Origin of the sequence: Vibrio sp. 1S139, assembly GCF_041439475.1 — a bacterium.
In the GTDB taxonomy this organism is placed as follows: domain Bacteria; phylum Pseudomonadota; class Gammaproteobacteria; order Enterobacterales; family Vibrionaceae; genus Vibrio; species Vibrio crassostreae_C.
Genome location: NZ_JBGOOD010000023.1, coordinates 34179 through 56252 on the forward strand (window position 1 = coordinate 34179; position 22074 = coordinate 56252).

Genomic DNA, 22074 nt, shown 5'->3' on the forward strand with positions numbered 1-22074 from the left:
CTAACGCAGTTATCGAAATTTTTAACAAGCTAGAATGATAGATTATTTACTACGATTGGTATTAGATAACGAACCAAATAAAAAAGCAGCGACTCGTCGCTGCTTTTTCTTTTCTGCTATATCGCATTTAGTTGACTGGCTTACGGCTAGTTAACAGCCGTCTCTTCTTCACCGTATTCAAACGCTCGAATAACCTGTTTTACGCCAGATATGTTACGCGCAACTTCTGTCGCGATATCGGCATGCTCTCTAGTCACGAGTCCAAGTAGGAATACTTCTGAATCCTCAGTAATCACTTTTACTTTGATGCCGTTAAGCTCAGCATTCGCAAGCAGAGCTGATTTCACCTTAGTGGTAATCCAGCTGTCTTTACTGATAGCACTTACAGACAAAGGTTCTTTCACTCGAACTTGATTGTGGATGCTCTCAACGCCAGCCACTTCTTTGGCTTGGTTTTCAAAAGCGCGACGTTCTGAATCTGTGGTTGCTTGCCCCATCAACACCACTGAACCTCGGTATGAGCTTGCGGTGACACGTACATTGCCACGGAATGGTTGTTTATTGGTAATCGCTGCAACTTCAAATTCGATGTTGTTGTCGTTCCAAATCTCTTTGGTTGTTCGCGTATCTGTGACTAGGTTTGCAGTAGTTGCAGCACCAGCAATGAAAATGCCAGCACAACCAGACAGAGACAGTGTAAGTAGCGAAACATTAATCAGCTTAAACAGCCTCATAGAGGTTAATGATTTCATTGTGATGCTCCGTATATCACTCTTCGTGGGCAGGGAAGAGTACTTGATCGATTAGGTCACATAGGCAGTGCAGTGTCACCATGTGTACTTCATGAATGCGCGCTGTACGGTGTGACGGGATACGAATCTCTACATCGTGTTCACCAAGCAAACCTGCCATCTCACCACCATCTTTACCGGTAAAGGCGATGATGGTCATGTCGCGAGTTACCGCCGCTTCCATTGCCTTGATGATGTTCTTGCTGTTACCGCTAGTCGAGATAGCCAACAGAATATCGCCAGTTTGACCGAATGCACGCACCTGCTTAGAGAAGATCTCTTCATAGTGGTAGTCGTTAGCCACAGCCGTTAGCGTTGTGTTGTCTGTTGTGAGTGCCATTGCTGGAAGGCTAGGGCGCTCTGTTTCAAACCGGTTGAGTAGGCACGATACAAATTGCTGAGCATTCGACGCCGAACCACCATTACCACAACAAAGAATTTTGTTTCCGTTAAGCAAGGTCGCAACCATTGCTTGAGCGGCATGCGTGATTGCGTCAGGCAGAGCTTCTGCAGCCGCAATTTGGATTTGAATACTTTCTGTGAAACTTTCTTTAATGCTGTCTAGCATGTTTATCCTTGGGTAATCGCGTTTTGAATCCAGTCGATAGTGTCATTCGGCCCTTCAATGGCAACAATATCAAACCTGAAATCTGTAGAGTGCACCGACAAGCCTTGCTGCATAAGCCAAACATTGGCTGTTTTGAGCAGTTTCTGTGACTTCTTGGCAGTCACCATTTCAGCGGCATGTCCGTAGCGGGTTTGCTTGCGGTATTTTACCTCAGCAAACACAACCGTATTGTTATGGCGCATTATAAGATCAATCTCGCCACATTTTGCTATGAAGTTTTCTTCTATTAACGATAAACCGTGGTTAATCAGATAAGATTTTGCCACGGCCTCGTATTTATCACCCACTTGTTTGTGGGTGATGGTTGGTTTGGATAGGAACTTTCGGCTAAAAAGCCCCATGCTCTGCCCAGCTGATTTCACGTTGAACCACACAGTTGTTATCGATGGTTAGCACACCCGTTTCACCTGGAATGCTGTAACCCTGTACGGCTTTCATCTGTGGCAGTGCATCCATTAGGTAGTATGCATCCATTCCCAGTGCTTGCAGACGCTTTTGGCCGTTTGAGTGTGCAGGCCATAGGTCGTTTAGCTCTTTATTAAGCTCGTTTTTGTTCTCAACCAATAGTGGGATGTCGCTGTAGAACACGCCGGTTAGGTCTTCATACTGCTTATCACCGCTGTTGCTGCGTGAGTTTGAGAAAAGAGCGGGCTGGCTAGCATCAGGGTTAATTGCAACTTCAATGAAGGGTTTGATTAGCGTTAGCTCTGAGTTCTTAGCCACAATGTAGACAGAATCGATATCACGACGGCTGCGTGGCTCTGTTTCTAGGTCTAGGTTCAGTAACCCATCCATTTGAGCGATACGTTGTTGGCTCTCTTGCAAGCCAAATACCTGATTCACATTACGTTGCAGTTGGCGTTTGTCAGAGAACAAGCTGATAGCCACATCGTTGCTGCTGTATTTTTTCCACTCTTCTTTAAACGCTTGCTCAACACGCTCACCTAAACGTCCTCTTGGCGCAAGGATAAGCGGATACTTGTAGCCTTGAGCAAATAGGTGTTTCGCTGCCTGAGCAACTTCTTGTTCAGGCGATAGAGCGAGATAGCAAATATTGGTATCAGGTTCTAGTTGCGTTGGAATGTTCAGAGCTAAAGCTGGAATCGAATTCTCGTGGTTTTTCTGCGCTTGCTGAAGCTTAGTAATGTTGCTCTTGATCAGCGGACCCACAATGAAATCAACGTTGTTCTCTTCCAGTGTCGCTTTAATCTCAGCAGCACTTTGCACGTTGGTATCCATTACTGTCAGCGTTGCATCTTCTTCGCGTTCTTTGTCGTTCATCATCGCAAAGATGAAGCCATCACGTACCAGTTGTGCTTGCTTACCGTATTTACCCGTTAGCGGCAGCAACAGTGCAGTGCTGGTTGGCTTGCTGATCTCTAGCGCCAAGATGTCGGTGATCGCCTGAGGTGTGTAAGTAGCAGCTGGGTGCTGAGGATTCTCGGCTAACCAATCCGATAAGGTTTCCTGCAGGTTTGGAAGATTTGAGTTCAGCGTCTTCATGTAGATTGCCAGTTGTAACCAACCTGAAAGCACATCTTCTGTCGGTGATGTTTTCTGTTCTAGAATCTCGTATTGAGAGTAGCTATTCAGGTTTTGCCAAATACGGTCGGCAGTTTGCTGTTGAAGCTCGTCGTCAGCCTCTAGGTACTCTGAATAGAGCACTAACTCACGGCTTGCCTCGAAATACTCACTCTTCATCTCTGAGATGTTCGCGCGTAGCTCGTGATAATCTTTCCACTGCTCGTTCGGAAGCTTCCACCCAGGCTGGAAGTTTAGTTGGCTATAAGCTTGATCTGGCTGTGAGTTATTCACCAGCAGCTGAGCGCGCGCTAATTGCCATTCCGCTTGTTGCGTTTCGCTCAGCTCTTGTTTTGCTAAGCGTTTAATCAGCAGAGTTGCTTGATCGGTTTTTCCAACTTGCACAGAAGCCTTAAGCGCCATGATTAACCAGTCGTTTTGTAGACTTCCTTTGCTACTACCCGCCTGCATCATGTAACTTTCAGTTGATTGCGCTGGATCTAGTGTAATATCAACGCTCGTTGGTGCTTGAGGACCTGAAGAACAAGCCGCCAATGTAATTGCTAATGCAATTGGAGTTAGTAAGCGTGGTACACTGAGTCTCTTATGGTTCATCGTTGCCATGAGTTCTTTAAATTCCGTATAAATTTGTATCTATATTAATCGTTGAAGTGATGGTAAACAAATGACAGATAACAAAACCTTGCTCACAGAGAGCCCAACTCTCTACATTGTGCCAACCCCAATCGGAAATTTGGGAGATATCACTCAAAGAGCAATTGAAATTTTATCAAGTGTCGATGTTATTGCAGCCGAAGACACACGCCACACGGGTAAGCTGCTTGCTCACTTCAATATATCAACCAGAACGTTCGCTTTACATGATCATAATGAACAAACTAAAGCGCAAGTTCTAGTCGAAAGGTTATTAGAAGGTCAGTCTATCGCATTAGTCTCTGATGCGGGTACACCTTTAATCAGTGACCCAGGTTACCATCTTGTCTCACAATGTCGTCAAGCGGGTGTGAGAGTTGTGCCACTTCCTGGTGCTTGTGCAGTGATTACGGCATTGAGTGCGTCTGGTTTACCGTCTGATCGTTTCAGCTTTGAAGGCTTTTTGCCGCCAAAGAGCAAAGGTCGTAAAGATAAGTTCCTAGAGATCGCGAAAGCAGAGCGCACGTGTATCTTCTACGAATCACCACATCGAATCTCAGATTCTCTACAAGATATGCTTGTGATCTTAGGCCCAGACCGTGAAGTTGTCTTGGCACGTGAGCTGACTAAGACATTCGAAACAATTCAAGGATTGCCACTGGGTGAGTTGATTGAGTGGATTGAAGAAGATTCGAACCGTAAGCGCGGTGAGATGGTGTTACTGATTCATGGTCATCGTGAAGAAGCGAGCACAGAACTGCCAGACGAAGCGACTCGTACTCTGGGTATCCTAACTAAAGAGTTACCTCTTAAAAAAGCGGCGGCAATGACAGCTGAAATCTACAACCTGAAAAAGAACGCGCTGTACAAGTGGGGCCTTGAGCACCTAGATGGTTAACGCTGAATAGATAAATAGCTGCTCAGTGTATAAGTCGCTAGAGTGCTATTTTAAAGCTTGTGAGGAATGAAGGTCGTCCCTTCATTCCTCTTTTTTTGTCTGGATTGTGTGAAATTCATGCGTTTACTTAGCGGTTTGCAGCATATTTGTGATCTCGCTAGACACTGCACTCTAATCTCTATACAATCCGCCCTCGGAGTTGAACGGGTAATCGCTGCTTTGCTGATGTCCTTCGGGAGACTGACGTTGAGGTCCTTCGGGAAACTGACGTTGAAGTCCTTCGGGAGACTGGCAGAGGGGAGGAACGTCCGGGCTCCATAGAGCAGGGTGCCAGATAACGTCTGGGGGGCGCGAGCCCACGACAAGTGCAGCAGAGAGAAGACCGCCGATGGCCTCATTTCTTCGGAAGGGGCACAGGTAAGGCTGAAAGGGTGCGGTAAGAGCGCACCGTGCGACTGGCAACAGTTCGTAGCAAGGTAAACTCCACCCGGAGCAAGATCAAATAGGCCCTCACATTGCGTTGCTCGCGTATGGGGGCGGGTAGATTGCTTGAGCCTGTGAGCGATTGCAGGCCTAGACGAATGGTTACCGCCGCGCAAGCGGAACAGAACCCGGCGTATGTGTCAACTCCACCTATATAAAGAACCCATCATTACTTAACGGTAGTGATGGGTTTTTTGCTTTATATTGACGTAAATTATTTAGATTTCCTTAGAATCCTTCACCCTGATATGAGCTTGGGTCAAAAATTCCCAAAGCCTATACACAATATGGTGGAGATACGGCGTGAAATCAGTACACTAAAACGTTAATAGAACAAATTATTGCCGAACTAATGGCTCAATCCACTCACTGAGAAGACTATGACAGAAGCATTCAAACATATTTCAGTATTGCTTAACGAATCTATTGACGGACTTGCGATCAAACCTGACGGTACCTACATCGATGGTACTTTTGGCCGTGGTGGTCACAGCCGTACAATCCTGTCTAAACTGGGCGAGAATGGACGACTCTTTAGTATTGACCGCGATCCACAAGCGATTGCAGAAGCGCAAAAGATTGATGACCCTCGTTTTACGATTATTCACGGCCCGTTCTCAGGTATGGCTGAATATGCGGAGCGTTATGACTTAGTCGGTCAAGTGGATGGTGTGTTACTGGATCTAGGTGTTTCTTCACCACAGCTAGATGACGCTGAGCGTGGCTTTAGCTTCATGAAAGACGGTCCGCTTGATATGCGTATGGACCCAACAACCGGTATTCCTGTCTCTCAGTGGTTAGTTGAAGCCGATCTTGATGACATCACATGGGTTATCCGTGAGTTCGGTGAAGACAAACACGCTCGTCGTATCGCGAAAGGCATCATCGCTTATCAAGAGAATGAAGAGAACGAACCTCTAACGCGCACTGGTCAGTTGGCTAAGCTTATCTCGGATGTAGCTCCAAAAAGCTTCAAAGAGAAAAAGCACCCAGCAACACGTGCTTTCCAAGCCTTCCGTATCTACATCAACAGTGAACTTGAAGAGATCGATACAGCCCTGAAAGGCGCAGCAAGCATTCTTGCTCCTGAAGGCCGTTTGTCTGTTATTAGCTTTCACTCTCTTGAAGACCGCATGGTGAAGCGCTTTATCCGTAAAGAGAGCCAAGGTCCGCAAGTACCACATGGCCTGCCACTAACAGAAGAGCAGATCAAAGCGCTAGGCAGTGCTGATCTTAAGCCTGTTGGTAAAGCGATCAAGCCTTCTAAAGATGAAGTGGATGAGAATACTCGTTCGCGTAGCTCAGTATTACGAATCGCAGAAAAGCTATAGTCAATGAAGACCTCCAAACCGAACTTAGCCAAGATAATATTTTTTGATTTGATCTCCGTGGGCAAGGTCCCATTGATGCTGCTTATCTGTATCTTCGCGAGTGCGATGGGGGTCGTTCTTACGACACATATGTCACGTCAGGCGATCACGCAAAAAGACACGGCGTTGGTGGAGCGAGAACAGCTTGATGATGAGTGGCGAAATTTAATGCTTGAAGAGACGGCTCTGGCTGAACATAGTCGCGTTCAAGCATCGGCAAAAAGAGAGCTAGACATGAAACGTCCAGACTCTGAAAAAGAAGTTGTGATCACACTGAAATGACCGGTAAAAAGGAAAAAGCACCCGCAAAAGCCGTTAAGAAACCAACGAAAGAGCGAGTGAAGAGCGAAAAGGATTCGGATCCAATTCTTATTAAATGGCGTTTCAACGTCGTTATTGCTTTCGTGTTTCTTGCCTTTGCTGCGCTGGTTGGTCGTGTGGCTTACATCCAAATTATTGAACCAGATAACTTAATTCGTCAGGGCGACCTTCGCTCAGTACGTGTTAAGGCTATTCCTTCTGCTCGCGGTATTATTTCAGACCGCAATGGCGAGCCGCTTGCTGTGAGTGTTCCAGTTGAAGCGGTATGGGCCGATCCTAAAACGATTTTCGATAAAAACGGCATGGCCCAAATTGATCGTTGGTACGCGTTAGCCGATGTACTTGGCTTAGAGCGACAATCGATGATCGACAAGATCTCTAGCAACAAATCCCGTCGATTTATTTACCTGCAAAGACAAGTTAGCCCTGCAATGGCTAAGTATATCCGTGAGCTTAAGCTGGTGGGTGTTGGCCTGAAAGCGGAATCTCGACGTTACTACCCTGCAGGCGAAGTCAGTGCGCACCTTATCGGTGTTACCGGCATTGATGGACACGGCCTAGAAGGTGTCGAGCGCAGCTACGATAAGTGGCTCACGGGTGAAGCAGGTAAACGTACAATCCGTAAAGACCGTTACGGGCGAGTAGTTGAAAACATTGCACTAGAAGAGCGTGAAGAAGGTAAACCACTCGAATTGACCATCGATCAGCGCTTACAAGCCATCGCTTATCGAGCGATTAAACAGGCGGTAGCCGATCACAAGGCGACGTCTGGATCTGCCATCTTATTAGACGTAAAAACGGGTGCGGTTTTGGCCATGGTTAACGCACCGTCTTACAACCCAAACAATCGTGCTGATTTACAAAGCTTTAAGATGCGTAACCGCGTGATCACCGATGCTTTTGAGCCAGGTTCGACGGTTAAGCCGTTTGTTGTTCTTGCCGCTCTCGAAAATGGTACCGCGGATGCTGATACTGTAATTGATACGGGTAACGGCATCATGCAAATCGGTGGTAGCCGTGTACGTGATACTTCCAAAGTTGGTAAGGCAGACTTGGCGTTAATCCTTAAGAAGTCGAGTAACATCGGTGTGGCGAAGTTAGCACTGGATATGCCACTTGAAGCGCTACTGGGCATGTACAGTTCTGTTGGTCTTGGCGAGATGTCTGGGCTGAATCTAGTCGGTGAGACCGCGGGTATTTTCCCGAACCGTCGACGCTGGTCTAAGTTTGAAATCGCTACCTTATCCTTTGGTTATGGTCTAGCGATTACTCCGCTGCAATTGGCTCATGCCTATGCGACGTTAGCGAATCACGGTGTTTACGAACCTATCCATATCGTTAAAAGCAACGACCAAGATTTCTCAAAACAGATCATCAAGCGCGAAAATGCTGAGTTGGTTTTGAACATGCTAGAAGGCGTAACCCAAAAGGGCGGTACAGCGACAAGAGCCGCCGTGCCGGGTTACCGAGTAGCAGCAAAAACAGGTACATCTAGAAAAGCGATTTCCGGTGGTTATGGAGACGAGTACTTCGCCTATACCGCAGGTGTTGCTCCAGTGAGTGACCCAAGAGTCTCTTTGGTTGTGATGATCAATGAACCTCAAGGTGACCTCTACTATGGTGGTTCGGTCGCAGCCCCTGTTTTTTCTGAAATCATGAAGGGCGCACTGCAAATTCTGAATGTCCCTGCTGATGAAAACAAGTTTCAAGAATAGAGCCAATCAGGATTCAATATGAGTAATAGCCTCACGCTGTCATCTTTATTTTCTCCTTGGGGTGACTTTAGTTCACCTGAGCTGGATGCGATTGCCGTTGAACAGTTGGAGTTGGATAGTCGTGCCATCAAAGACGGCGATATTTTTGTTGCTGTAGTTGGGCATGCTGTTGATGGCCGTCGTTTCATTGACAAAGCGGTCTCACAGGGAGCCAATGCCGTTATCGCACAAGCTGATGCTGAAAAGGCCCATGGTCTGATTGAGTGGTTGGATGCTGTTCCGGTTGTTTACATTAAAGACCTTAACTTGGTGTTATCTGAGTTGGCCGGTCGTGTTTACTCGTCTCAGGCGACTAAGCTGATTGGTGTTACCGGCACCAATGGCAAAACCACTATCACCCAATTGATTGCTCAGTGGCTAGATTTAGTCGGCCAACGCTCTGCGGTAATGGGCACCACGGGTAACGGTTTTCTAGACAACCTTAAAACGGCGGCGAATACGACCGGTAGTGCGATTGAAATACAACGTACGCTGAGTGAGTTGGCTGAAGAAAACGCTGTTTATACCGCGATGGAAATCTCGTCTCATGGTTTGGTTCAAGGCCGAGTTAAGGCATTGGATTTTGAGGCTGGTGTATTTACTAACTTGAGCCGTGACCACTTGGATTACCACGGCACGATGCAAGAGTACGCTCTGGCTAAGAAGAGCTTGTTTACTCAGCATAAGTGTAAGCACGCTGTGATTAATGTTGATGATGAAGTCGGTAAAGCTTGGATGGCTGATCTGTCCAATGCAGTAGCTGTGTCATTGCTTCCGTTATCGGGCTACCAGCAGTCAGTATGGGCATCGGATGTTGCTTATGCAGAGACGGGTATCAAACTCGCTTTTGATGGTAGCTGGGGGCAGGGACAACTGTCTGTTCCTTTAATTGGCCAGTTCAACGCATCAAATGTATTGGTTGCTTTCGCGACCCTACTTGTACTAGGCATCGACAAGCAAACCTTGATCGACACAGCACCTCAATTGCAACCTGTGATTGGCCGTATGGAATTGTTCCAAGTACCAAACAAAGCGAAAGTGGTTGTCGACTACGCGCATACACCTGACGCATTAGAGAAAGCATTGGCAGCACTACGTGTACATTGCTCTGGAAAGCTATGGGCAATCTTTGGCTGCGGTGGTGATCGAGATACAGGCAAGCGCCCTATGATGGCGGTTACCGCAGAGCAGTTCGCCGATAACATTATTATTTCAGATGACAACCCTCGCAGTGAAGACCCGGCATTGATTGTTAAAGACATGCTGGCAGGTTTAAGTGAGCCTGAAGTCGCCTTTGTTGAACACGATCGCTTTCAGGCGGTTAAGTTTGCTCTAGAGCAGGCGGGTAATAACGACATTATTCTTCTGGCAGGTAAAGGCCATGAGGATTACCAAGTATTGAAAGACAAAACGATCCACTATTCGGATCGAGAGTCAGCACTACAACTTTTAGGTATTTCATAATGATTGATGTATCACTCGAGCAGATCTGCTCAGCGGTGTACGGTCAGCTGATAGAGGCTGGCAAATCGAGCAATAGTTTGATCAATGCGGTTTCTACCGATACTCGCACCGTTGAAGAAGGTGCACTGTTTGTTGCTCTTGTAGGTGAACGTTTTGATGCGCATGATTTTTGTGGTCAGGCTGTTGAGGCCAATGCGAGTGCGTTATTAGTTCAACGAAAACTTGACCTAAATATTACTCAAGTTGTTGTTGAAGACACTAAACTTGCTTTAGGTCAGCTAAGTGCTTGGATCCACAAACAATGTAACGTGCCAACCATGGCGATAACAGGAAGCTGTGGCAAAACGACCGTCAAAGAGATGGTCGCGAGTATTCTACAACAACGTGGCAAAGTGCTGTTTACAGCGGGTAACTTCAATAATGATATTGGAGTACCACTAACCTTGCTGCGCAGTGAACCCAATGACGACTATGCCGTGATAGAACTGGGCGCGAACCACATTGGTGAAATTGCCTATACCACGCAGCTTGTGAAACCACAGGTGGCCTTAGTGAATAACGTTGCTGCCGCGCATCTAGAGGGCTTTGGCTCAATTGATGGTGTTAAACAAGCGAAAGGCGAAATTTTTCAGGGGCTTGCTGCTGGTGATACTGCTATTGTTAACCTAGAGAGCAATGGTGGTGACTTCTGGAAAGATGTGCTTGCAGACAAAAACGTACTGACCTTTTCTGAAAGTGATGACACGGCGGATTACTTTTCGACGAATATTCGCATCAACGAGCAGGGTGAAGCTTGCTTTGATATGCAGACCCCGCAAGGCGCTATCGATGTCGAACTTGGCATTATTGGTCAGCACAATGTAGCCAACGCATTAGCCGCAGCAGCACTGAGCATTCAATTCGGTGCCACGCTTGCAGAAATTAAAAGCGGTTTAGCGAATCTTATCTCAGTTAAAGGCCGAGTTGAGGTTCAACAATTAAGTCAGAATATCAAGCTGATAGATGACAGTTACAACGCCAGTGTACCGGCAATGAAGGCTGCAGCTAAATTGTTGTCGAGCTTCAAAGGTCAGCGTTGGTTGATTTTAGGCAATATGGCTGAGTTAGGCGATGAAAGCCTTGCACTTCACCGTCAAGTCGGTGAATATGCTGCCCCATTCGCTTTTGAGCATGTACTCACTTACGGTGATGATACCAAGGTGATTAGTGAAGTGTGTAACGGCACTCACTTTGCAACGCATGAAGCGATGATCGCGCACATAGAGCAGCACTTGAGCTTGCCAGAAAACGCGCCACATACCTTGTTGGTAAAAGGCGCCAATAGTGCAGGAATGAGTAAAATAGCCGCTGCTTTAAAGGAGAACTTTTCATGATAATTTGGCTTGCAGATCTACTACAGCCACACTTTTCTTTTTTCCGTTTGTTCGAATACTTATCGTTTCGTGCAATCGCGAGCATTTTGACGGCTTTATGTCTGTCGCTGTGGATGGGACCTCGTTTAATTGAGCGTCTGCAAATGCTGCAAATTGGCCAAGTTGTTCGTAATGACGGCCCAGAATCTCACTTCAGTAAGCGTGGTACACCAACCATGGGTGGTGTGATGATCCTTGCTGCGATCATCATTACGGTCTTACTTTGGGCTGACTTATCAAACCCTTACGTTTGGGCCGTACTTGTCGTGCTAGGCGGTTACGGTGCAGTTGGTTTTGTTGATGATTATCGTAAAGTCGTTCGTAAGAACACTGATGGCTTGATTGCGCGTTGGAAGTACTTCTGGCAATCGGCTATTGCATTGGTTGTGGCGTTTGCTCTGTATGCTCATGGGCAAGACACTGCTGCGACACAATTAGTGGTGCCTTTCTTTAAAGATGTGATGCCACAACTTGGTTTACTGTACATTGTTCTAACTTACTTTGTTATTGTGGGTACCAGTAACGCGGTAAACCTAACTGATGGCCTAGATGGCTTGGCGATTATGCCAACGGTTATGGTTGCTGCGGGTTTTGCTGTTATCGCTTGGGCGACAGGTAACGTTAACTTTGCAGCATACCTACACATTCCATACATCCCATACACCTCTGAACTGGTGGTGGTATGTACTGCTATCGTTGGTGCAGGCCTTGGCTTCCTATGGTTTAACACTTACCCAGCACAAGTATTCATGGGCGATGTTGGCTCTCTAGCACTGGGTGGTGCGTTAGGTGTGATTGCGGTACTCGTTCGTCAAGAGTTGGTACTAGTGATCATGGGTGGTGTGTTTGTAATGGAGACTCTGTCAGTGATTCTGCAGGTGGGCTCTTACAAATTGTGTGGTCAGCGTATTTTCCGCATGGCACCGATTCACCACCACTATGAACTTAAAGGTTGGCCAGAGCCGCGTGTTATCGTGCGTTTTTGGATAATCTCAATGGTATTAGTACTGGTTGGCCTAGCGACACTGAAAGTTCGTTAATCCTGTATGAGCCTCTGAATAGGGGCTCTTTAAAACTATTAAGAGCATCTTGTTTAAATGGAACGTTGGCAAAATATTCAAAATGTAGTGGTTGTGGGGCTCGGTATTACCGGGCTCTCTGTCGTTAAACATCTCGTAAAATATCAGCCCCATACTTGCGTAAAGGTAATTGATACGCGAGAGCTACCACCAGGAAAGGAATCTTTGCCTGAGTCGGTTGAGCTGCATTCTGGAAGCTGGAATAGCCAATGGCTAGCTGAGGCTGATCTGGTGGTTGCTAACCCAGGCATTGCTTTAGCGACACCTGAAATTCAAGATGTGCTTCAAGCGGGTACGCCTGTCGTTGGCGACATCGAGCTGTTTGGTTGGGCTGTAGATAAGCCTGTTGTGGCGATTACTGGTTCAAACGGTAAGAGTACCGTGACTGATCTGACTGGTGTGCTTGCTAAGGCTGCTGGGCTTAATGTTGGCGTTGGCGGCAATATTGGCATTCCTGCCCTAGACCTTCTAGAACTTGATGCGGATTTATATGTCCTTGAACTTTCAAGTTTTCAGTTAGAAACTACATCGAATTTAAAACTTGCCGCTGCGGCATTCTTAAATCTGTCTGAAGATCATATGGATCGCTATCAAGGCATGGCTGATTACCGTGAGGCCAAGTTAAGAATCTTTAATAACGCGCAGTGTGCGACTGTTAATCGTGAAGACAAAGAGACTTACCCTGACCAGACAATGCCATTGTTGACTTTTGGCCTAGATAACCAAGAGTTTGGTGTATCAACGATTGATAGTACTGAGTGGTTGGTCGATCACGGTAAACCTGTCCTTGCTACCCAAGATTTAACATTGGTTGGACGTCACAATGTGGCGAATGCGTTAGTCTCACTTGCACTATTGAAGCAAGTTGGTATCGACTACAGCAAAAGTCTTGATGCTTTGAAGGCCTATAACGGTTTGACGCATCGTTGCCAAGTCGTGGCTGACAAGCGCGAAATCAAATGGGTTAATGACTCCAAAGCAACGAATGTAGCCAGCACATTGGCAGCCCTGTCTGGGTTGGAGTATCAAGGTACGTTATATCTTTTGGTTGGCGGCGTTGGTAAAGGTGCTGACTTTAGTGAGCTTGAACCAGTATTGGCGCAACTTGAGCGTGTTCAGCTGTGTTGTTTCGGTGAAGATGCAGATCAATTCATGCCTCTGCACCCATCGGCACAAAAGTTCGATACCATGCAGCAGATAATCGAATCTATCTCGCCACAGCTGGTGGCTGGAGATATGGTGATGCTGTCTCCGGCGTGCGCAAGCTTCGATCAATTTAATAATTTCATGGCAAGAGGTGATGCGTTCACTGAGCTTGCTCATGAGTATGCTTAACGTGTTGAAGGACTAACATTCAGTGCAAAGAGTCAAAGAGATTAATCAATCCATCTGGCAGTGGCTAAACCGTGCTACTCCCGAGGCGCTTTACGATCGTCAATTGGTGTGGATTGCTCTTGGGCTAATGCTGACAGGTTTGGTGATGGTGACGTCTGCTTCGTTCCCCATCAGTGCTCGTTTAACCGATCAGCCGTTTCACTTTATGTTCCGTCATGCCATCTTCCTTGTATTGGCGTTAGGTGTCTCTAGCGTCATATTGCAAATCCCGATGCAACGCTGGTTTCAATACAGTATGTATCTACTGGGCTTGTCCTTCTTCTTGCTGATTGTGGTATTAGCCGTCGGTAAGTCGGTTAACGGCGCATCGCGTTGGATCCCATTAGGGCTATTTAACTTACAACCCGCTGAAGTCGCCAAGTTATCGCTGTTTATCTTTATGGCGGGCTACTTGGTTCGGAAGCAAGATGAAGTGAGAAAAACCTTCTTCGGTGGTTTTGGTAAACCGATCATGGTATTCGGCGCTTTTGCCGTGCTGCTGCTAGGCCAGCCCGATTTAGGTACTGTGGTCGTAATGCTAGTGACCCTGTTCGGCATGCTATTCATTGCTGGTGCCAAGCTTTCACAGTTTATCGCCTTGATGGTGGCAGGTATTGCCGCGGTCGTCGGTTTGATTGTTATAGAACCTTATCGTGTTCGACGTGTTACCTCATTCTGGGAACCTTGGAACGACCCGTTCGGCAGTGGTTACCAGTTAACTCAGTCATTGATGGCGTTTGGCCGTGGTGATTGGATGGGGCAAGGGCTCGGTAACTCAATTCAGAAACTCGAATACTTACCCGAAGCGCACACCGATTTTGTATTTGCTGTGTTGGCAGAAGAATTGGGTTTTGTTGGCGTGACCTTGGTCTTGATACTCATCTTTAGCTTGGTTTTTAAAGCCATTGTTATTGGCAAAAAAGCCTTTGAACACGATCAAGTGTTCAGCGGCTATCTGGCTTTTGGTATTGGTATTTGGTTTGCGTTTCAGACGCTTGTTAACGTAGGTGCTGCATCTGGCATCGTTCCGACCAAAGGTCTAACCCTACCGCTAATCAGTTATGGTGGTTCGAGTTTAATTGTTATGTCTGTGGCGGTATCAATGCTGCTGCGCATTGACCACGAATGCCGAATGCAACAAAAAGAACAAGCTGATAGTCAAAACGAATTAGTAGAATAAGAATCTAACGTGATGAAACAAAACAAAAAACTTTTAGTGATGGCTGGTGGTACTGGCGGTCACGTTTTTCCAGGGTTAGCAGTAGCGAAAAAGCTTCAGCAACAAGGTTGGGAAATTCGCTGGTTAGGCACAGCAGACAGAATGGAAGCGGATTTAGTGCCAAAGCATGGCATTGAAATCGACTTCATCAAAGTGAAAGGCCTGCGTGGTCAAGGCATTAGCAAGTTAATTAAAGCGCCGTTCCAGATTATTAGTGCCATACTTCAAGCAAGACAACACATTAAAGCATGGCAGCCTGATGTGGTACTTGGCATGGGTGGTTACGTGAGTGGCCCGGGTGGTATCGCGGCATGGTTGTCTGGCATTCCAGTGGTTCTCCATGAACAAAATGCAGTGGCAGGTTTAACCAACCAATGGCTGTCTAAGATTGCTAAAAAGGTTTTCCAAGCTTTCCCTGGTGCTTTCCCTACCGCAGAAGTGGTGGGTAACCCAGTACGCGAAGATGTGGTTGCCTTAGCTGAACCCGAGCAACGCATGGCTGAGCGTGATGGTGACATCCGCATCTTGGTTATGGGCGGCAGTCAGGGCGCAAAAATCCTAAACGATACCTTGCCAGTAACGATGGCGCAGCTTGGTGAAGGCTTCACTGTGATGCACCAAGCGGGTAAGAACAATCAACAACAAGTTATTGAGCAATACAAATCACATTCTGTTGGTAATGTTCAAGTGACTGAATTTATTGATGATGTGGCGCAAGCTTATGAGTGGGCAGATCTATTAGTGTGTCGCTCAGGTGCATTAACCGTATCAGAAGTGTCTGCGGCAGGTGTCGGTTCTATCTTCGTTCCATTTATGCACAAAGACAGACAACAAGCGTTGAATGCCGACCATTTAGTTGAATGTGGCGCAGCGTTAATGATTGAACAGCCTCAACTAACGGCTGATAAGCTAGCGAACACTATCGCGCAGCTTGATAGAAATGAATTAAAAATGATGGCAACAAAAGCTCGTCAAGCCGCCAAGCTTGATGCTGATGTGACCGTCGCTGAAGCGATTAAAGCTTTAGCAAAATAATGAGATTGAATTGATGACGATTGAACATACCCAAGACTTAGCGCAAATCCGTGCAATGGTGCCAGAGATGCGCCGTGTTAAATCTATCCACTTCATTGGTATTGGTGGTGCCGGAATGAGCGGGATTGCTGAAGTCTTGCTAAATGAAGGCTACCAGATCACGGGTTCTGATATTGCTCAAAACCCAGTGACTGATCGTTTAGTTAGCAAGGGTGCGACCGTTTATATCGGTCACCAAGCGAGTAACGTTGCCGACGCAAGTGTGGTGGTTGTTTCAACCGCTATCAACGAAGAAAACCCAGAAATTATTGCAGCTCGTGAAGCGCGCACACCGATCGTTCGTCGTGCAGAAATGCTGGCTGAGCTGATGCGTTTTCGTCACGGTATTGCTGTGGCAGGTACGCACGGTAAAACAACCACGACTGCGCTAGTGACACAGATTTACTCGGAAGCCGGCCTAGATCCAACCTTCGTAAACGGTGGTTTGGTTAAAAGTGCTGGCACTAACGCACGTTTAGGTTCAAGCCGTATTCTTATCGCTGAAGCCGATGAGAGTGATGCTTCATTTTTACATCTGCAACCTATGGTTAGTATCGTAACTAACATTGAAGCGGATCATATGGATACCTACGGCGGCGATTTTGAAACGCTAAAGCAGACGTTTATTGATTTTTTACACAACCTACCATTCTACGGTCAGGCTGTGATGTGTGTTGATGATCCAGTAGTGCGTGAGCTTATTCCTCAGGTAAGTCGCCAGGTGATTACTTACGGTTTCTCTGAAGATGCGGATATTCGTATTGAGAACTACGTACAAGAAGGCCAGCAAGGCAAATTCACAGTGGTACGTGAAGGTAAAGCTAACCTTGATATCACGTTAAACATTCCAGGTCGCCACAACGCATTGAATGCATCGGCTGCGATTGCTGTTGCAACAGAAGATGACATCAGCGATGAAGCGATTCTCAAAGCGATGGCGGGAACGGAAGGCACGGGTCGCCGTTTCGATCACCTAGGTGAGTATGAAACAGGTAAAGGCGTTGCAATGCTGGTCGATGATTACGGTCATCACCCAACCGAAGTTGATGTGACGATTCAAGCTGCTCGTAGTGGCTGGACTGATAAACGTCTTGTTATGATCTTCCAACCGCACCGTTATAGCCGTACTCGCGATCTGTATGATGATTTCGCGAACGTTCTTGAGCAGGTTGATGTCCTAATTCTGTTAGATGTTTATTCTGCAGGTGAGAAACCGATTGCAGGGGCTGACGGACGTTCATTAAGTCGAACTATTCGTGGGCGTGGTAAGATAGACCCAATCTTTGTTGCCGATATCAACGCACTGCCATCGGCTTTAGCCAACGTAATTCAAGGCGGTGACCTTGTTTTAACGCAGGGTGCAGGCGATGTTGGCCGAGTAGCGAAGCAGTTGGAATCGTTACAGTTAGACATTAATAAAATGCAGAACGCGTAACAGAATACTGTCTACAGACTGTGGTCAATCGCTCACTTCTTGCGATTGACCTAAAATTGACCAAAAATCTTATTATCAACGTTTGATAGTTTGATTTTGCTCAGTATAATTCATAGGTTAAAGTAAGTGCTTTTACCTCTATTACGAAGATAGGGAATAGAATTGCGAACCAACGACAGGGAATGCGGGCTTTGGTAGAAAGTACTTTTAGCGAAAACCGCCACCTATTCAGTTTACCGTCGCTCAAGAAACACGCCTTAGGCGGGTCTTTTTTTGTCATGGTATTGCTATTCATTGGGTTTCTTTTCTATACCACACTAACTTGGATGTGGGACGATCAGCGATTGCCTCTCTCCAAAATAGTACTTCAAGGCGACTTAACTTACGTAACCGCTGGTGATGTTCAACATGCCTTTAGCGAGCTAGAGCACATTGGAACCTTCATGTCGCAAGACATCGGTGTGTTGCAAGACAGTTTAGAAGCGTTACCTTGGGTTTCAGTGGTCTCCATTCGTAAGCAGTGGCCAGACACAATAAAAGTATTTTTGACTGAGTACCATGCGGCAGCAATCTGGAACGGTAACATGCTGCTGAATGACGATGGTCAGGTGTTTAATGGTGATATCGGCCTGTTGAAGGGCGATAGAGTTAAGCTTTACGGCCCAGACGGCACCAGCCAAGAAGTGATAGAAAAGTGGCGACAGATAACCCCTTTGATTAACAGTCTAGGGTTAACCGTTACCTCTCTCGTTCTCAATGAGCGTCGCGCTTGGCAAATAATCCTAGATAACGGTATCCGTTTAGAACTAGGTAAAGATTCTTTAGATGAGCGTGTTGAACGCTTCATTTCGCTTTACAACGAACTTGGTAGTAAAGCGAATCAAGTGAGCTACATCGACCTCAGGTATGATACGGGAGCCGCTGTAGGCTGGTTTCCAGAGCAAGAGTTAGAAGAGAGCACAGATGACTAAGACCGCAGATGACAACATAATCGTTGGTCTTGATATAGGCACTGCGACCATATCAGCTCTGGTTGGTGAAATATTGCCTGATGGTCAAATCAATATCATTGGTTCTGGGCAAAGCCCATCCAGAGGTATGGATAAAGGTGGTGTAAACGACCTAGAGTCGGTAGTTAAGTCGGTTCAGCGAGCTATTGATCAAGCAGAGTTGATGGCGGAATGCCAAATCAGCAATGTATTTATCTCGCTATCGGGTAAACATATCGCAAGCCGAATTGAAAAAGGCATGGGCACTATCTCTGATGAAGAGGTGTCTCAAGACGATATGGATCGAGCGATCCATACCGCGAAATCAATTAAAATAGGTGATGAGCAGAGAATTCTGCACGTGATCCCACAAGAATTTACCATTGATTATCAAGAAGGGATTAAGAACCCACTTGGCTTATCTGGTGTTCGAATGGAAGTCAGTGTTCACCTAATTTCTTGCCATAGCGACATGGCGAGAAACATTATTAAAGCTGTTGAACGATGTGGTCTCACAGTAGAACAAATCGTGTTTTCAGGACTTGCCTCAAGCAATGCGGTAATTACTGAAGACGAGAGAGAGCTTGGAGTATGTGTTGTCGATATCGGTGCGGGTACAATGGATATTTCCATTTGGACTGGCGGCGCACTTCGACACACAGAAGTCTTTTCCTACGCAGGAAATGCAGTAACCAGTGATATTGCCTTCGCTTTCGGCACGCCAGTGAGCGATGCTGAAGAGATAAAAGTAAACCATGGTTGCGCTCTGAGTGAACTCGTAAGCAAGGATGATTCTGTTAACGTCCCAAGTGTTGGTGGTCGCCCATCGAGAAGTTTGCAACGACAAACTTTGTCGGAAGTGATTGAACCACGCTACACTGAACTTATGGGTCTCGTTAACCAAACTATTGATACGGTTCAATTACAGCTACGAGATGAAGGTATTAAACACCACCTTGCAGCTGGCGTCGTTCTCACTGGTGGAGCGGCACAAATTGACGGATTGGTAGAGTGTGCGGAACGTGTTTTCCGCAATCAAGTTCGAGTTGGTAAGCCGTTAGAAGTTAGTGGCTTAACTGACTATGTTAAAGAGCCGTATCATTCTACGGCGGTTGGTTTACTTCATTACGCAAGAGATTGTCAGATCAGTGATGAAGGTGATTACAGCGAACCTAAGCGTTCAGCACCTTCTATGTCTGGTTTATTTGGCAAATTGCGTAATTGGATACAAAAAGAGTTTTAACCTGAGTTGCAGGAAAAAACGGAGATAACACATGTTTGAACCGATGATGGAAATGTCTGACGATGCAGTAATTAAAGTCGTTGGAGTTGGTGGCGGTGGCGGTAACGCTGTTGAGCACATGGTACGTGAATCAATCGAAGGCGTAGAATTCATCAGTGTTAACACTGATGCACAAGCACTTCGTAAAACAAGCGTGAGCAGCGTGATCCAAATTGGTGGTGATATCACTAAAGGTTTGGGCGCTGGTGCAAACCCACAAGTAGGCCGTGATGCAGCTCTCGAAGATCGAGAAAGAATTAAAGAAGTTCTAACTGGCGCCGATATGGTATTTATCGCAGCTGGTATGGGCGGTGGTACTGGTACAGGTGCTGCTCCAGTTATTGCTGAAGTTGCGAAAGAGTTGGGTGTGCTAACGGTTGCTGTTGTAACTAAGCCATTTAGCTTTGAAGGCAAAAAACGTTTAGCGTTTGCTGAGCAAGGTATTGAAGAGCTTTCTAAACATGTGGATTCTTTAATTACGATTCCAAATGAGAAGCTACTTAAAGTACTTGGCCGCGGCGTAACTCTGCTAGAAGCTTTCGCAAGTGCCAATGATGTACTTAAAAACGCTGTACAAGGTATCGCTGAGCTAATTACTCGCCCTGGTATGATTAACGTCGATTTCGCGGATGTTCGCACCGTAATGTCTGAGATGGGTCATGCAATGATGGGTAGCGGTATCGCAAAAGGTGAAGACCGTGCTGAAGAAGCTGCTGAAACGGCAATTTCTAGCCCACTACTAGAAGACATCGACCTAGCTGGCGCACGTGGCGTTCTTGTGAACATCACAGCAGGCCTAGATATGCGTCTAGATGAATTCGAAACAGTAGGTAATACAGTTAAGGCATTCGCATCTGATAACGCAACAGTTGTGATTGGTACTTCTCTAGACCCTGATATGACGGATGAAATCCGTGTAACTGTTGTAGCAACAGGTATCGGCACAGAGAAAAAACCAGACATTACATTAGTTGCTGGTGGTAAAGCTAAGGTTGCACCAACTCCTCAACCACAGGTAGCGGCTCAAACTGCACCAAAAGTGGAAGAGAAAGTGGCACAACCATTGCAAGAAAAAACTGAGGTTAAACCTCAAGTTAAGCCGCAGCCAACAACGTCACCTGTTTCTTCAGGTACAGGCGCTAGCCAAAGTGCAGCACCTAAGGCTGAGAAAGAGAGTGGATACTTAGATATTCCAGCATTCTTACGACGTCAGGCTGATTAACAAATACCCAAAATTTGACTATCGTCGAATTAATGGTAAAATTCGCGGTCGGTAAATACTGACCGTGATTTGTAGCACTGATAACGAGGCAAGCAGATGATCAGACAACGTACTCTGAAAGAAATTGTGAAAACAACTGGTGTGGGTCTCCACTCTGGTCGTAAAGTCACACTTACTCTTCGCCCGGCAGCTGCAAATACAGGTATTGTTTATCGTCGTACAGATGTAAATCCACCTGTAGATTTCCCAGCTGATCCAGCGTCAGTTCGTGACACTATGCTATGTACAGCTCTTGTTAATGACGAAGGCGTACGTATCTCTACAGTGGAACACCTTAACGCAGCTTTAGCGGGTATGGGCATCGACAACATTATTGTTGAAGTAGATGCACCTGAGATCCCAATTATGGATGGTAGCGCAAGCCCATTCGTATACTTGCTACAGCAAGCGGGTGTAGAAACACTGAATGCAGCGAAGCGTTTTATTCGTATAAAAAAGCCTATCCGTTTTGAAGATGGCGATAAGTGGGCAGAATTTGTTCCATTTAACGGCTTCCGTATGGACTTTGAGATCGACTTTAACCACCCAGCTATTGAATCTGATGAGCAACGTTTGTTGTTTGATTTCTCTTCACAAGGTTTTGTGAAAGAAATTTCTCGCGCTCGTACTTTCGGCTTCATGCGCGACATTGAGTATCTACAATCTCAAAACCTAGTACTTGGCGGTAGCTTTGATAATGCTATCGTACTGGACGAATACCGAATTCTTAATGAAGAAGGTCTACGTTTTGACAATGAGTTCGTAACTCATAAAGTACTAGACGCGATTGGTGACTTGTACATGTGTGGACACGCTATTATTGGTGAGTTCCGTGCATACAAATCAGGTCACGGCCTAAACAACCAACTACTACGTGCAGTACTTGCTGACGCAGAAGCTTGGGAATGGGCAACATTCGAAGAAGAAGTAGGCTCTCCTGTTGCATTTGCTGAGCCAGGAATGGTTCTAGCGTAATTGTTGTTTACAGCAATATAAGATTTCGAAAACCAGGTCATTGACCTGGTTTTTTTGTATCTATTTTCCAGATACAGTGTCGTCAATATC

19 protein-coding genes and 1 other RNA gene are annotated in these 22074 nt (G+C 46.2%); 16 read left to right on the forward strand and 4 right to left on the reverse strand.

The window, feature by feature from the left end; genetic code table 11:
• Window positions 1–146 precede the first annotated feature (146 nt).
• The 4 genes from ACED46_RS09930 to ACED46_RS09945 are packed head-to-tail and all read right to left on the reverse strand — an operon-like array spanning window position 147 to window position 3564.
• Entirely contained in the window at window positions 147–752 is a 606-nt protein-coding gene (locus ACED46_RS09930) for a BON domain-containing protein (protein ID WP_017062905.1), read from the reverse strand.
• 16 nt (window positions 753–768) lie between these two features.
• Window positions 769–1359, reverse strand: coding sequence for a phosphoheptose isomerase (locus ACED46_RS09935; protein WP_371721364.1), 591 nt, complete (start codon window positions 1357–1359; stop codon window positions 769–771).
• Window positions 1360–1361: 2 nt separating this feature from the next.
• Window positions 1362–1760: a YraN family protein gene (locus tag ACED46_RS09940; RefSeq protein WP_017059277.1), complete on the reverse strand. Its 399-nt coding sequence runs from the start codon at window positions 1758–1760 to the stop codon at window positions 1362–1364.
• The gene (locus ACED46_RS09945; RefSeq protein ID WP_371721365.1) at window positions 1747–3564 is read right to left on the reverse strand and encodes a penicillin-binding protein activator; all 1818 of its coding nucleotides are present in this window, start codon (window positions 3562–3564) and stop codon (window positions 1747–1749) included. Before ACED46_RS09945 ends, ACED46_RS09940 begins: the two co-directional genes overlap by 14 nt.
• Before the next feature lie 61 nt (window positions 3565–3625).
• On the opposite strand from ACED46_RS09945, the gene rsmI reads away from it, so the two are divergent.
• The 16 genes from rsmI (at window position 3626) to lpxC (ending at window position 21984) form a co-directional block, all read left to right on the forward strand.
• Window positions 3626–4492 carry a 16S rRNA (cytidine(1402)-2'-O)-methyltransferase gene (rsmI, locus tag ACED46_RS09950; protein WP_371721366.1) on the forward strand — a complete coding sequence of 289 codons (867 nt, stop codon included), beginning with the start codon at window positions 3626–3628 and terminating at the stop codon, window positions 4490–4492.
• A 195-nt stretch (window positions 4493–4687) separates the two neighbouring features.
• Window positions 4688–5127, forward strand: an RNA gene (gene rnpB / locus ACED46_RS09955) — RNase P RNA component class A.
• Between the two features lie 228 nt (window positions 5128–5355).
• Window positions 5356–6306 (forward strand): 16S rRNA (cytosine(1402)-N(4))-methyltransferase RsmH, encoded by a 951-nt coding sequence (gene rsmH / locus ACED46_RS09960; RefSeq protein WP_017066240.1) that lies wholly within the window; start codon window positions 5356–5358, stop codon window positions 6304–6306.
• Window positions 6307–6309: 3 nt separating this feature from the next.
• Complete coding sequence (ftsL, locus tag ACED46_RS09965) at window positions 6310–6627, forward strand: cell division protein FtsL (RefSeq protein ID WP_019824585.1); 318 nt, start codon at window positions 6310–6312, stop codon at window positions 6625–6627.
• Complete coding sequence (locus tag ACED46_RS09970; protein ID WP_371721367.1) at window positions 6624–8381, forward strand: penicillin-binding transpeptidase domain-containing protein; 1758 nt, start codon at window positions 6624–6626, stop codon at window positions 8379–8381. The genes ftsL and ACED46_RS09970 overlap by 4 nt, the downstream gene beginning before the upstream one ends.
• 18 nt (window positions 8382–8399) lie before the next feature.
• A complete protein-coding gene (gene murE / locus ACED46_RS09975) occupies window positions 8400–9884 on the forward strand; it encodes a UDP-N-acetylmuramoyl-L-alanyl-D-glutamate--2,6-diaminopimelate ligase (protein ID WP_371721368.1) in 1485 nt (494 codons plus the stop codon).
• On the forward strand, window positions 9884–11257 hold the full coding sequence (murF, locus tag ACED46_RS09980; RefSeq protein WP_017070828.1) for a UDP-N-acetylmuramoyl-tripeptide--D-alanyl-D-alanine ligase: 1374 nt from the start codon (window positions 9884–9886) through the stop codon (window positions 11255–11257). Before murE ends, murF begins: the two co-directional genes overlap by 1 nt.
• Window positions 11254–12336: a phospho-N-acetylmuramoyl-pentapeptide-transferase gene (gene mraY / locus ACED46_RS09985; protein WP_371721369.1), complete on the forward strand. Its 1083-nt coding sequence runs from the start codon at window positions 11254–11256 to the stop codon at window positions 12334–12336. Before murF ends, mraY begins: the two co-directional genes overlap by 4 nt.
• Window positions 12337–12393: 57 nt before the next feature.
• Window positions 12394–13710 (forward strand): UDP-N-acetylmuramoyl-L-alanine--D-glutamate ligase, encoded by a 1317-nt coding sequence (murD, locus tag ACED46_RS09990; protein ID WP_065584710.1) that lies wholly within the window; start codon window positions 12394–12396, stop codon window positions 13708–13710.
• A 22-nt stretch (window positions 13711–13732) separates the two neighbouring features.
• The gene (ftsW, locus tag ACED46_RS09995) at window positions 13733–14929 is read left to right on the forward strand and encodes a cell division protein FtsW (RefSeq protein WP_371721370.1); all 1197 of its coding nucleotides are present in this window, start codon (window positions 13733–13735) and stop codon (window positions 14927–14929) included.
• Between the two features lie 12 nt (window positions 14930–14941).
• Window positions 14942–16003: an undecaprenyldiphospho-muramoylpentapeptide beta-N-acetylglucosaminyltransferase gene (murG, locus tag ACED46_RS10000; protein WP_371721371.1), complete on the forward strand. Its 1062-nt coding sequence runs from the start codon at window positions 14942–14944 to the stop codon at window positions 16001–16003.
• A gap of 13 nt (window positions 16004–16016) precedes the next feature.
• On the forward strand, window positions 16017–17477 hold the full coding sequence (gene murC / locus ACED46_RS10005; RefSeq protein WP_017059288.1) for a UDP-N-acetylmuramate--L-alanine ligase: 1461 nt from the start codon (window positions 16017–16019) through the stop codon (window positions 17475–17477).
• Between the two features lie 278 nt (window positions 17478–17755).
• The gene (locus ACED46_RS10010; protein WP_017059290.1) at window positions 17756–18448 is read left to right on the forward strand and encodes a cell division protein FtsQ/DivIB; all 693 of its coding nucleotides are present in this window, start codon (window positions 17756–17758) and stop codon (window positions 18446–18448) included.
• Window positions 18441–19709, forward strand: a complete 1269-nt coding sequence (gene ftsA, locus ACED46_RS10015) for a cell division protein FtsA (RefSeq protein WP_010434747.1) — start codon at window positions 18441–18443, stop codon at window positions 19707–19709. Before ACED46_RS10010 ends, ftsA begins: the two co-directional genes overlap by 8 nt.
• Window positions 19710–19740: 31 nt before the next feature.
• Window positions 19741–20970 (forward strand): cell division protein FtsZ, encoded by a 1230-nt coding sequence (gene ftsZ, locus ACED46_RS10020; RefSeq protein WP_017059291.1) that lies wholly within the window; start codon window positions 19741–19743, stop codon window positions 20968–20970.
• Between the two features lie 96 nt (window positions 20971–21066).
• On the forward strand, window positions 21067–21984 hold the full coding sequence (lpxC, locus tag ACED46_RS10025) for a UDP-3-O-acyl-N-acetylglucosamine deacetylase (RefSeq protein WP_010434751.1): 918 nt from the start codon (window positions 21067–21069) through the stop codon (window positions 21982–21984).
• Window positions 21985–22074: the final 90 nt, after the last annotated feature.

What these genes read in the sequence shown, in the direction of transcription:
- ACED46_RS09930 (WP_017062905.1), bottom strand. Translation starts at nt 752, where the DNA reads ATGAAATCATTAACCTCTATGAGGCTGTTTAAGCTGATTAATGTTTCG.
- ACED46_RS09935 (WP_371721364.1), bottom strand. Translation starts at nt 1,359, where the DNA reads ATGCTAGACAGCATTAAAGAAAGTTTCACAGAAAGTATTCAAATCCAA.
- ACED46_RS09940 (WP_017059277.1), bottom strand. Translation starts at nt 1,760, where the DNA reads ATGGGGCTTTTTAGCCGAAAGTTCCTATCCAAACCAACCATCACCCAC.
- ACED46_RS09945 (WP_371721365.1), bottom strand. Translation starts at nt 3,564, where the DNA reads ATGGCAACGATGAACCATAAGAGACTCAGTGTACCACGCTTACTAACT.
- rsmI (WP_371721366.1), top strand. Translation starts at nt 3,626, where the DNA reads ATGACAGATAACAAAACCTTGCTCACAGAGAGCCCAACTCTCTACATT.
- rsmH (WP_017066240.1), top strand. Translation starts at nt 5,356, where the DNA reads ATGACAGAAGCATTCAAACATATTTCAGTATTGCTTAACGAATCTATT.
- ftsL (WP_019824585.1), top strand. Translation starts at nt 6,310, where the DNA reads ATGAAGACCTCCAAACCGAACTTAGCCAAGATAATATTTTTTGATTTG.
- ACED46_RS09970 (WP_371721367.1), top strand. Translation starts at nt 6,624, where the DNA reads ATGACCGGTAAAAAGGAAAAAGCACCCGCAAAAGCCGTTAAGAAACCA.
- murE (WP_371721368.1), top strand. Translation starts at nt 8,400, where the DNA reads ATGAGTAATAGCCTCACGCTGTCATCTTTATTTTCTCCTTGGGGTGAC.
- murF (WP_017070828.1), top strand. Translation starts at nt 9,884, where the DNA reads ATGATTGATGTATCACTCGAGCAGATCTGCTCAGCGGTGTACGGTCAG.
- mraY (WP_371721369.1), top strand. Translation starts at nt 11,254, where the DNA reads ATGATAATTTGGCTTGCAGATCTACTACAGCCACACTTTTCTTTTTTC.
- murD (WP_065584710.1), top strand. Translation starts at nt 12,394, where the DNA reads ATGGAACGTTGGCAAAATATTCAAAATGTAGTGGTTGTGGGGCTCGGT.
- murG (WP_371721371.1), top strand. Translation starts at nt 14,942, where the DNA reads ATGAAACAAAACAAAAAACTTTTAGTGATGGCTGGTGGTACTGGCGGT.
- murC (WP_017059288.1), top strand. Translation starts at nt 16,017, where the DNA reads ATGACGATTGAACATACCCAAGACTTAGCGCAAATCCGTGCAATGGTG.
- ACED46_RS10010 (WP_017059290.1), top strand. Translation starts at nt 17,756, where the DNA reads ATGGTATTGCTATTCATTGGGTTTCTTTTCTATACCACACTAACTTGG.
- ftsA (WP_010434747.1), top strand. Translation starts at nt 18,441, where the DNA reads ATGACTAAGACCGCAGATGACAACATAATCGTTGGTCTTGATATAGGC.
- ftsZ (WP_017059291.1), top strand. Translation starts at nt 19,741, where the DNA reads ATGTTTGAACCGATGATGGAAATGTCTGACGATGCAGTAATTAAAGTC.
- lpxC (WP_010434751.1), top strand. Translation starts at nt 21,067, where the DNA reads ATGATCAGACAACGTACTCTGAAAGAAATTGTGAAAACAACTGGTGTG.